Origin of the sequence: Streptomyces sp. NPDC086549 (assembly GCF_044746205.1) — a bacterium.
Taxonomy (GTDB): Bacteria; Actinomycetota; Actinomycetes; order Streptomycetales; family Streptomycetaceae; genus Streptomyces.
The window spans coordinates 1-11,175 of record NZ_JBIVBS010000033.1 but is presented as its reverse complement, the minus strand read 5'-3'; the positions used below and the strand labels follow the sequence as shown (position 1 = coordinate 11,175).

At 69.0% G+C, this 11,175-nt stretch carries 9 protein-coding genes; 6 read left to right on the top strand and 3 right to left on the bottom strand.

Going from position 1 to position 11,175, the window contains the following annotated elements:
- Positions 1–135: 135 nt before the first annotated feature.
- From ACIPSA_RS48530 to ACIPSA_RS48520, 3 genes are all read right to left on the bottom strand, one after another.
- Complete coding sequence (locus ACIPSA_RS48530; protein WP_402647973.1) at positions 136–531, bottom strand: nuclear transport factor 2 family protein; 396 nt, start codon at positions 529–531, stop codon at positions 136–138.
- Positions 532–854: 323 nt separating this feature from the next.
- Positions 855–1,673, bottom strand: coding sequence for an SDR family oxidoreductase (locus tag ACIPSA_RS48525; RefSeq protein ID WP_402647971.1), 819 nt, complete (start codon positions 1,671–1,673; stop codon positions 855–857).
- 162 nt (positions 1,674–1,835) lie between these two features.
- Positions 1,836–2,156 (bottom strand): hypothetical protein, encoded by a 321-nt coding sequence (locus ACIPSA_RS48520; RefSeq protein WP_402647968.1) that lies wholly within the window; start codon positions 2,154–2,156, stop codon positions 1,836–1,838.
- Positions 2,157–2,245: 89 nt separating this feature from the next.
- Between ACIPSA_RS48520 and ACIPSA_RS48515 the strand changes: the two genes are divergently transcribed.
- From ACIPSA_RS48515 to ACIPSA_RS48490, 6 genes are all read left to right on the top strand, one after another.
- Complete coding sequence (locus ACIPSA_RS48515) at positions 2,246–2,836, top strand: TetR family transcriptional regulator (protein WP_402647966.1); 591 nt, start codon at positions 2,246–2,248, stop codon at positions 2,834–2,836.
- A 228-nt stretch (positions 2,837–3,064) separates the two neighbouring features.
- Positions 3,065–3,268, top strand: coding sequence for a hypothetical protein (locus ACIPSA_RS48510; protein WP_402647964.1), 204 nt, complete (start codon positions 3,065–3,067; stop codon positions 3,266–3,268).
- Between the two features lie 307 nt (positions 3,269–3,575).
- Complete coding sequence (locus ACIPSA_RS48505) at positions 3,576–4,724, top strand: esterase/lipase family protein (protein WP_402647961.1); 1,149 nt, start codon at positions 3,576–3,578, stop codon at positions 4,722–4,724.
- Positions 4,721–7,030, top strand: a complete 2,310-nt coding sequence (locus ACIPSA_RS48500; protein ID WP_402647958.1) for a hypothetical protein — start codon at positions 4,721–4,723, stop codon at positions 7,028–7,030. The genes ACIPSA_RS48505 and ACIPSA_RS48500 overlap by 4 nt, the downstream gene beginning before the upstream one ends.
- A 10-nt stretch (positions 7,031–7,040) precedes the next feature.
- A complete protein-coding gene (locus tag ACIPSA_RS48495; RefSeq protein ID WP_402647956.1) occupies positions 7,041–7,856 on the top strand; it encodes an AAA family ATPase in 816 nt (271 codons plus the stop codon).
- Positions 7,853–10,996 (top strand): TIR-like protein FxsC, encoded by a 3,144-nt coding sequence (locus tag ACIPSA_RS48490; RefSeq protein WP_402647953.1) that lies wholly within the window; start codon positions 7,853–7,855, stop codon positions 10,994–10,996. Before ACIPSA_RS48495 ends, ACIPSA_RS48490 begins: the two co-directional genes overlap by 4 nt.
- The last annotated feature ends 179 nt before the right edge of the window (positions 10,997–11,175 follow it).

Sequence of the window (11,175 nt, the reverse complement as noted above, 5' to 3'; positions counted from 1 at the left end):
GGTGTGCGGCGTGATGCACGACTTCGGTGCGGCTGCTGGACGCTGCGGTGCCTCCGTGCGGCGTCAGGAACCGTCAGGCTACGTAGGCGCGGTCTTCGAGCGGCTTTCGCGGGCCCGGAGCTGATGCGCCTTCATCTACTCGGCGGCAGCCAGCAGCGGAGCGGTGTCGTGGTAAAAGACGCGCATGCGCCACACCTTTCCGTCCCGCAGAGTCCAGTGTTCGGAAATGTGCAAATCATCTCCCTTGCTGGACTTTGCAGTCAGCAAGGCTGCAACGTGATCTCCGTCGGCCGACAGGCTTTCGAGCCGCATGGTACTGAAATCGACCGCCTGGCTCAGCAGCGGGAGCACCTGATTCTTGAACGCATCCGGGCCTCGGTGAATGCCGCCCCACGGCAGCGCCGGAGGCACGCTCTCCTCGAAGTCCTCGTGCATCGCGGCGGGGAACGCGTCCGCGTCACCCCGGAACGCTGCTTCATACAGTTCGCGAACGATTTTCAGACTCGTTCGAGCCTTTTCTGCTGCGGTCATGGTAAATACTCCTTCTGCGTTGCGAATTCGGGAAGCCGTTGTTCGAAGCGGCGTCGGTGCCATACGCGGCGTCCGCACATGTCGGCTGCGTGGACGGCGTGTCGGCTGTGCCTCGGATGCAAGAACTCGCGCCGGCTGCCGCACTTGGAGGTTCGGCGTGGAGTGCGCATCGATCGGGATCGAAAGTGTCTCCGCCCGATCTGCGATGTGGGTGTTCGTGCTGCTCTCGCCTGTACGTCTCTCCTGGCCGGAGGTTGCGAACAACCGATCGTCCAGGGGGTGGGCGGTCTTCCGCCCTTCTGGCCCCAGCGAAGTGTCGCCGGTCAGCCCTGCGCGATCCGGGAGACGTGCTGCCAGTCGGCCCAGGTCTTGAGTCGCTCGGTGTAGAGGGGCTCGATGATCTCGATGGGCTCGGTGCCGAACAGCACCCGCAGCGGCGGGTTCTCGGCGTCGACGATCTGCAGGAGGGCGGCGCCGGCGTCGCCGGGATCGGCGTAGCGGGCCTCGCCGAAGCGGGTCGCGATGGCCTCGCGTACCTGGTCGTAGGCGGCGTTCGGTGCGGCCTGTGTGGCGGAGGAGCCGCCCCAGTCGGTGGCGAAGCCGCCCGGCTCGACGATGGTGACCTTGATCCCCGCGCCGGCGACTTCCTGGGAGAGGGAGTCGCTGAAGCCTTCGAGCGCCCACTTGGAGGCGTGGTACGCGCCGAGCGACGGGAACGCGGCGATACCGCCGACGGACGAGACCTGCACGATGTGGCCGCTGCCCTGCGCGCGCAGGATCGGCAGCACGGCCTGGGTGACCCAGAACGCGCCGAAGAGGTTCGTTTCCATCTGGTCGCGCAGCTGCTGCTCGGTGATCTCCTCGACCATGCCGAACAGTCCGTAGCCGGCGTTGTTGACCACGACGTCGAGGCGGCCGAACTTCTCGTGCGTGGCGGCCACCGCGGTGCCGACGGCCGCCTTGTCGGTGACGTCGAGGGCCAGCGGCAGAACCGCCTCGTCACCGTACTTGGTGACCAGGTCGTCGAGCGCGGCGATGTTCCTGGCGGTCGCGGCGACCTTGTCCCCGCGCTCCAGTGCGGACTCGGCGAACGCGCGGCCGAGGCCGCGGGACGTACCGGTGATGAACCAGATCTTGCTCATGATGCCTCTGCATTCTCATGTTGATGGTTCGGGCGGGCCGTGCCGCCCGGGTCGAATCCCCCCGCGGCTGTTCCTCTGGCCCGCAGGCCCGAGGAACAGTTCTGTCTGTCGTGGGCGCGGCCGGTGCGGACATCGGCGCGCCGGGGAGCGGTGTGGCGGATGTCACCGCTCCTGGACGAAGCGCTCGGACACCGTCCACAGGCGTGCTGCGTTGTCCAGGTCCAGGTCCAGGTCCAGGTCCATGTCCAGGGCGTACGGCGCGAGGCCTGAGACGTTGCTGCCACGCAGGCCGGTGTCGCCGACGTTGCGGGTCACGGCGCTCTTGGACTGCCCGTAGGAGCTCCACGGGTCGTAGGGGCGGTAGCGGTAGTCGAGGTCGTCGAAGACGACCGGCGAGAGCTGGTGGCCGACGGGAGACGAGCGGGCCGACGAGGGCCGCCCGGACGTCCTACCTGCATAAACCTCACGTCCCGCCGTCCGCACGCCCGATAACTAACCGGATAGATACATTGAACATAGGCGCGTCGTCCACCTTTGTCAATAACTAGATAGTTACTTGCTATGGTGGAGACATGACACGGGACTCCAGCCTCACCCGGGCGCGCCTGCTCGACGCCGCCTTCGCCGAATTCGCTGCTTACGGCGTCGCCGGTGCCCGGGTGGACCGGATTGCCGAGAGCGCCGGAGCGAATAAGCGGCTCATCTATGTCTATTTCGGGAACAAGGAGCAGCTCTTCGACGAAGTGCTGCAACGGGCCATGGCCGAGGGGGCCGAGTCGGTGCCGTTCGACGTCGACGACCTGCCCGGTTACGCCGGCGCCATCTTCGACCACCTGGTCGAACGGCCGGAACTGATGCGCCTTCGTCTATGGAGACAGCTGGAGCGCCCTTCCGTCACTTCACTGGAACCGGAGGCATTTCGGCGGAAAAGTGCCGAGGTGGGCGCCGCGCAACAGCGCGGCGAGGTAGCCCAGGGCATGGCGCCCGACGACCTGCTCACCATGGTGCTCGCGGTCGCCCAGGCGTGGTTCCTGGCCGCCGAAGGCGACGGCGCGGACACCAGCGGCAACCGGACATGGGCGAAGGAACGACTGGCCATGCACCGTGCGGCAGTGGTCGAGGCCGTGCGTCGCATCAGCGAGCCGAAGGGCGCTGCGGCGTAACGCCATATCCACACCCGAATCGCTCCCGGCATCCGACAGCCCGCAAGGAGGGCGAGCTCACCGTCCGGATGCCACCGAACGCAACGACCGCGTGCGGCCCTGGTATGGGGCGCGACCCGGCGACACCGCGCACGTCTCCGACATGTTCCGCCTCGTGCGCGGCACCCAGCACATCCTCGACGTGCTCGACGTGCTCGATGTCCTCCACCGCGACCGCTCGCCCTGCGCATGCACGACGGAGCGTTCTCCGCGATGGACCTCACCGCCCGCCACCCGCGCACCGGAGAACTGCTGTCCACCGTGAAGTTCATGGTGCAGCCCCTCGCGGGCGCCGACGAACTCCGGCGCGACCTCCAACGGGATTTGACGTACGACGGACTACGGGCCGCCGCGGCTGCGGCCCGGCGGTACCGGGGTTGCTCGGTCGGGTAGCAGACGCCGTACTTGCGCACCACGGCCCGATTCGGCTGCCCGGCACGGCAATCCCTGCGGATCGCCGCGAACAGCTCGTTTCTCGACTTCGGTGCCATGGACTCCAGGTCGTTCCCAGCCGCTGATCAAGTCGGTCGCGGGACTCGTTGCGGTGGTTGTCCCCGATGGAAACGCCAGTTCCGTCGGCTTGGACCACGGATCGATGCCAAAGCGGCGCTGATCGCGCGGCGGGCCACTAGCATCGGCTTACTGCCGTCGAGGCGGCAGCGCGATGGGGGAGGGGCGCGTGGCGAGGGCGGTTGTTTTCGTGCATGGCACCGGAGTGCGTGCCGACAAGTACACCACGACATTCGGCACCGTCCGCGAGGCGTTATGGGAATTAGCACCTGAGCGGGAAGTCCGCGGCTGCTTCTGGGGCGCTCGGGAAGGTGCCCGCCTGCTGTTCAACGGCGCCTCCATCCCTGGCTATGCGGACTCCGGCGGGGGAGTGGACGAGAAGGCCGACGAGGACATCGCCTTGTGGGGTGTGCTCTATACGGATCCGTGGTACGAGTTGCGGCTGCTCGGACTGGGTGCCTTGCCAGTGGTCCGGACTGTTCCTGGAGGGGTGTCGCCGGCCGAGGAGTTCCGCACCGCGGTCCAGAGCTTCACCCCGTCAGGAGAGCTTCTCACGCTGCTCGCACGGCACGACCTCGGCGGGTTCTTCAGTAATGCCCTCGTCGCCCTCCGCCGCGCGCGGGAGCTCGAGGAAGCCGCTCGCACCGCCGACACCGGCGGTCACGAACATCGTCATGCCGCCGCCCGCGCGCTCACCGCGCACACGCTCGCGGCCGCCGCTGAGCTCCGTGACATTGCTCTGACGGGTCTCGCCCGTGACGCGCTCGCTGCCCAGATCAGTGCCGAACTCGGTGGTCAGGCACGGTCGTTGGCGGAACGTCTGAAGCGGGCAGGTGCGCACGGTCTCACCTGGCAGGTTCACCGCAGACGCGGCTCGTACACCGACCAGGGGTTCGCGTTTGTTGCCGACATCCTGCGCTACCAAGCCCGCGGTGACGGGGTCCGGAGCCTGCTCCGCCGAACGATCGAAGACACGCCGGGCGACCGGGTCACCGTGATCGGACACAGCCTGGGCGGTATCGCGGCCGTCGATCTGCTGGCACTGGCCCCCGTCCCCCGGGTCGACCAGCTCATCACCATCGGCTCGCAGGCTGCGTTCTTCTACGAGACCGGCGCCCTGGTTTGCCGAGAACACCCGGCCGAGCTGCCGCCGTATTTTCCGGAACGCTGGCTCAACATCTATGACCCCCGTGACTTCCTCTCCTACCGAGCCGCTGACGTCTTCCGCGGTCGGGTACGGGATGTCCGGGTCGACAACGGCCAGCCCTTCCCCCAGGCCCACAGCGCCTACTGGGACAACGACTCCGTGTGGGACGTGGTCCGCACATGGCTGGGGTGACCACGCAGCACGACCACGCGGTCGTGGTCGGCTTGGAGCAGTACGGGGTCTGGCAACTGCCTGGCCCTGCTGCTGACGCGCTCCGTTTCACCGAGTGGCTTCTCCGCCGGCGTGTACCCGCCGAGAACATCCGGCTGTGGCTGGCCCCACTGGACGGCGACAGCCCGCGCGCCCGGGCGAAGACACTGGGCGTGCGCTACAACGAAGCCGCCTCCCGTGACCAGTTGATGGACGTGTTCCGCGACGGCCTGAAACCAGGTGAAGACGGCGGCACTCTGTATGTCTTCTGGGGCGGCCACGGAGTGATGGCCCGCAAGGACCAGCGGCTTCTGTACTGCCCCAACTCCACCTGGGAGGACCGTCGCTGCCTCAACCTCACCAACTTGCGCGAGTACCTCACCAGGCACGAACTCGCCGGGTACCGGCGCCAAGTCTTCATCATCGACTCCTGTGCCACCTACTACGAAAGGCTCAACAACGGCGACCCGGACCCGGCCGTCGCCTACTTCCCCGAACCCCAGCGGATTCCGGGAGTCGAGCAGTTCATGCTGTACGCCACCCGGGCCGGCGAGGCCGCCGACAACCCCGGCAAGGGCCTCTTCTCCAGTGCCGTGCTCGACCACCTGGAGTCAACCGCCACCGACCCCGGGCGGAACGTCGACCTGTCTGCCCTGACCCGCCACCTCACCTCTCACTTCCAGCAGTTGGCCGTCGACAAGCCCTCCGTCGCGCTCCCCACCTCGGTCCACGTCCGCCACCTCGGCGGCAACGAGGACCAGCTCTACCACGCCCCACTCCCAACCCCGCCCGCCACACCCGACTTCCGCGACTTCGCCCTCACTGTCCGCACCGCCTTGCCCTCCGGCGAAGACCTTGCCCGGCACACCCGGCACCTGGCCGTGGAGTGCCCGGCAGCCGGCATCCAGGGGCTGGCCACCGTCGAGGAGGTGGCACGTGCGCTGTACATACAGCCCAGGGCCATGGCCGCGTTCACCGAGAGCCTGCACCGGGCGAACAGTCCTGACGCGAACCGGTTTCAGGAACTCAGCGCCGCCCGCAACCTGCCGGGCCTGCTCTCGCCGCTGGAGTACGAGCAACTGTTGCAGATCCTGCGCGGCCTGCCCGAACTGTCCGGTGCCGAGGTGCTGGCCTGCGTCCAGGCCGCCCTGGCGTGGGTCCTCCTCCCGGATCCCCCGGCCGAGGAGGACTCCTACCAGCGTCTGGTGGCATGGGTACGGGAACTTGAGACGCGCCGCCTGGGAAAGCATCCGCCACTCGTCCACTTCACCGAGTTCCTCGCCGCCGTCGCGCCCGAGCCCTCTGCCCAAGCGCTGCGCGCCTGGGGGCTTGCAACCGTGTTGCGACTGGGCGGCAGCGCGAATGTGGTCGGCACCTGGCGGGAGGAGGCCCAGCAGTGGGCTGAGACCCGGCCGGGCCTTCGCCGCGGCCGGGTCGTCGTGGCGCTGGACGCCGGCGCGGGCGCCGACTGGGAGAATGCCGAGTCGTACATCTGCGCCGTGTGGGCCGACGTCGGCGACGGCCGGCTCGTGCCCGGCCCGTCGAGCGGCGGCGAAGGATACACCGCCGAACAGGTGACGCGGCTGGTCGCCGAGACCACCGTCGCGTTCGAGGGCATCGACCCGGTCGTCGAGGTCATCGTTCCGCCGGAAGGACTCGCCGTGCCGGTCGACACCTGGCGCAGCAACCTCCCCGGCCGCCGTACACCCAAACTCCTGGCTGTCGACCACCCAGTAGTGCTCCGCTGCACCGCCACCGCCTCCCACCAAGGCCACCAGCGGACACTGCGGAAGGCCGTCATCCTTGGCGACCAGCACCGTGACACCACCACTGCCCACGGAGCGCTTCAGATTGACCCGGATGCCACGCTGGTCCTGATCAATACCGAGCAGTCCTGCCGGTTCGACCTGGCCTGGCTGGCCGTCGAGCTGGGCTTCCGCGTGGTGCTCTGGGAACGGGAGCTCCCAGGCCCCTTGCCCGCCGATTTCTACAGGCCCCTGCAGCCGCTCGACGCTCTGGGCGTCCTGCCCGACCGAGTCCGCGCCTACCGGGCCAACGCGCTCGTGTACCCGGCGGCGTATCCAGGCCGCTTCTCGCTCGTGTACGACGACCCGGACTTGCCGCTGCCGTCCGTCCTGACCCTGACCCAGGAGACGACCGCCGATGACGAACGACGAGAGCCCGGACTGGCGTATCTTCCGGAGCGGAACCAGCCGACCGACAGCCTTCCCCGAACCGCCTCCCTGGCGCCGGTTCGCCACCCACCACCCCTCGCGGGTTCCAGCTGAACGCGCATACGTGCTCGGCGAGGTCGAGACAGACATCATCAATGTCGCCCTCCACCTGCGCCGTCCGCTGCTCGTCACCGGCCACCCCGGCACCGGCAAGTCCTCACTGGCCCACGCTCTTGCCGGTGAGCTGGATCTCGGGCCGGTTCTGCACTGGCCCGTCAACAGCCGCTCCACCCTGCAGGACGCGCTCTACCGCTACGACGCCATCGGACGCCTTCAGGAGACCGAACCCGGCGGCGAGCGGCCCTACATCGGCACCTTTGTGCGACTCGGCCCGCTCGGCACGGCCCTTGCCCCGTCCGACCAGCCCCGGGTGCTGCTGGTCGACGAGCTCGACAAGGGCGACGTCGACCTACCGAACGACCTGCTGACCGCCTTCGAGGAGGGCCGCTTCGAGATTCCCGAACTGGCTCGGCTCCCCGAGGACCAGTCCGTGATCGACGTCCTCACAGCGGACCACGGGGCACCCGCCAGGGTGGAGCGGGGCATCGTGCGCTGCACCCAGTTCCCGGTGGTCGTCATCACCACCAACGGCGAGCGCGACTTCCCGCCCGCCTTTCTGCGCCGCTGCGTGCCACTGCACCTGGCTGATCCGGACGAGAGTCGGCTGCGGCAAATCATCTCCGCACGCCTGGGAGAGGAAGCGCTCGCCGATGCCGACGACCTCATCCATGCGTTCCTGCAACGCCGCACCGTGGGCGACCTGGCCACCGACCAGCTGCTCAACGCCGTATTCCTGCGCACGGGCGGGGTTCGGCTGGACACGCACTGGCTGCTGAACACGGTCCTGCACAAACTCAGCGGGACGGGCGACGTCCAGTGACCGATCCGCTCGGGCGGCTGCGGGCTGTGTTCGCCGCCTCAGGGATCGAGCTTGACGGGCCAGAGCTTGCTGATGCCCTCTGGCTGGCCACCCGCCTGCCGACCGGATCCGCAGCGCCGGTGGCGCGGGCCCTGGCAGCCGCCGGTCCGCCCGTCGATGACTCCCCCCAGCCGAAATCCGGGCCCACACCGCCTCCCGAAGACACGGCTCCGGCCGTGGGGGCGCACGCGACACCCCCGGCGCCCGGAGAGTCCCGCACCGCAGATGAGCCCGACCCCGCGGCGGGCACCGGGCCGGGGACATCCCGGCCGGTAAGGCTTCCCGGGCCTCGCGCCCTGCCCCGGCAGCTCCAGCTCGGCCGGGCCCTGCGTCCGTTGAAACGCAGCATCCCGAGCGTGTCCGCCCGGGAACTCGACGAGGCGGCCACCGCCGCCGCCCGTGCCGACACCGGGGTCCCGTGCGTCGTGGCCCGCCCGGCCCCCGAGCGATGGCTGCGGCTGATTCAGGTCGTGGACGGCGGTCTGTCCATGGAGTTGTGGCGAGGCCACGCCCGCGAACTGCGGTCCGTACTCGAACGCGGCGGCGCCTTCCGTGAGGTCTGCACCGTGGCCATGGACCGCGCTCTCCAGCGTCCGTACACCGACCTGGCCGACCCCACCGGCCGCACGGTGGTGCTCGTCCTCACCGACGGCACCGGACCCGCCTGGGCCGACGGCCGCGTGCGCAGCCTGCTCGACCACGTCGCCCGGCTCGGCCCGGCCGCTGTCGTGCACACGCTGCCGCGCCGCATGTGGCCAGGCACCCACATCGCCGCCGACACCTGGCATGTGGCGCAGCACCGCCGAGGCGAGCCCAACGCCACCTGGACGGTCACCCACCCGGTGCTTCCCCGTACCTTTCTCCCCACGGACCGCATACCTGTCCCTGTCCTGGAACTGGTCCCCGCCTCCCTGGCCGCCTGGGCAGGGTTCCTGACCGCCGTCCGCCGTGCCACTCCGCTGCCGTTGTGGGCCCCGCCCACCGTCGACCACCCCACCCCGTCGTTGTTCCCGCCGACCACATCCGCCACCCGCACACCTCGCCCGGCCCTGTCGGTCACCGACTTCCGCCGTGCCGCCTCCCGAGACGCCTACCGGCTCGCCGCCCACCTGGCCGCTTACTCCCCAGTGACCGTCCCCGTCATGCGCCTGGTCCACGCCTGCCTGCCCGGTGCGGGCGATCCGGCCCCGCTGGCCGAGGTGCTCCTCGGCGGCCTGCTCCAGCCCCTTGACGGCGCCGGCATACCGGCTTTCGAGTTCAGCCCGGAAGCGCGCTACCTGCTCCTGGAAGCCGTGCCCACAGCTGAACTCGTCGAGACGGGACGCCGCGTCGCAAACCGGATGGCAGAACTCGTCGGGCGGTCCTCGGACTTCCCGGCCTGGCTCACCACTCCCGCAGAGGGCGCGCTGGACCAAGGCGACGTGCCGTTCGCCCGTATCGAGGCGGGAACGTTGGGTCGTTTCGGAATCACGCAGACCCGGCCGGCTCCCCTGCCGGAACAGCCGGTCCGGGCTCTGCGAGGGGAGTCGCCGTACCAGGACGAGCCGTACTTCTACCTGAGCTACTCACGGCGGGACGACGAGGAGGCGGAGGACGTCCGGCGGTTCTACGAGGACCTGCAGGCGCAGCTGACCCGCCTCGGCGCCGACCTCGAAACGTCGCCGCCCTTCAGCGACATGGAACTGACACCCGGGCAGGACTGGCTGGCCACCCTCAGCCGGAACATCGGCCGAGCCCGCACCCTGGTCGTGCTGTACTCGCCTGCGCTCTTCCGGAGCCGGTGGGCGGGGCGGGAGTGGGCGGCTTTCGAAGAACGGCTGAGGGAACACCAGGAGCGGACGGGCCAGTTCCCTGGTTCACTGATACCCGTCCAGTGGTCCCCGCTGCCGGATGACCTGCCCGAGGAGGTCCGTCACATCCAGTACCTCGGCGTGCCGACAGGCCTGCGCGGCCTCGACCGCCGAGACCCCGACGCCTATCAGCGGGTAGTACGCCAGGTTGCGGCGGCCGTGCGGGACGCCGCGGAGACGAACAGGCTGGCCACCCACGAGACCCGGCTGGACACCATTCAGGAGGCATTCGCCGACGACCGGCGGCCAGTCCGCCTGGTCCGGCCGACGCTCGAACCACCGCTCGACCACCCCTCCGGCCGCGGCGAGGTCATCACCTTCTACTCGTTCATGGGTGGCACCGGCCGCACCATGGCCCTGGCCAACGTCGCCTGGATCCTCGCTCGGAACGGCCTGCGCGTTCTTGCCGTCGATTGGGACCTGGAGGCGCCCGGCCTGCCCCGCTTCTTCCACCCGCTCATGCCCACTGCTGGTCCACGGTCCACGCCCGGGCTGACGGAGTTGCTTGCCGCCTGCGCCCAGGACCTGAGGGAGCGGCGTGACGAGCGGCTGGCGTACGACCCTGCTGACCATCGACCTCGCGTCCGAGCAGCGCTTCGATCCCATGTCGTGCCCGTTGCCGGACTGGGGCGGCTCGACATCCTGCCGGCAGGGGCCCCGGCCAGCGGCCGGCGTTCGGCATCCGGTTCCGACTGGCGTGCCCTCACTGAGGACGAGGACGGGCGTGCCTTTCTGGGGGTGCTGCGAGAGGAGATGGCAACTGCGTACGACTATGTGCTCATCGACAGCCGGACGGGTGACTCCAACGCCTCGTACATCTGCACCAGGCTGCTACCCGACACCATCGTGAGCTGCTTCTCCATGAGCATGAGGAGCATCCAGAGCAGTGCGGACTTCGCCCTGACCGCAGCTCGCTCCGCGGCACACCACATACGCGTAATCCCAGTGTTGATGCGAGTGGAGGCAGACCAGCCAAACACGGAGGCGGCCCGCGAACTCGCGGGAGAACTCTTCGGCGGCTACGACCCTGATGTGGAGATTCCATACCGGCCGTACTACGCGTACGAGGATATTCCCGCCGTTCTCGGCGATAGGCCGGGACGACCGGAGAGCCTGCTGGCCGCCTACGAGCGCCTCACAGCCCGCCTCACTGGCGGTCGTGTGACCCACCTACCGCCCGGTTCCGAGGAGGAACGGGTCCGACTGCTCAACGCCTATCGGAAGCACCCGCACGACGAACCACGGTCGTGAAGCAACGGCATGACTCTGCTGGCGATCTTGTGAGGGTCAGCTGGTGGCGGTGCAGAGGGCGTGGAAGTGGCTGGGTGCCCGCTTCTTTCGGGTCGGACTGACGATCCAGTCGGCGATCCGGGTGACGTTGCAGGCCAGAGCGGTCAGGACGTGCTGGACGTGGGTCTTGCGCAGGCCCC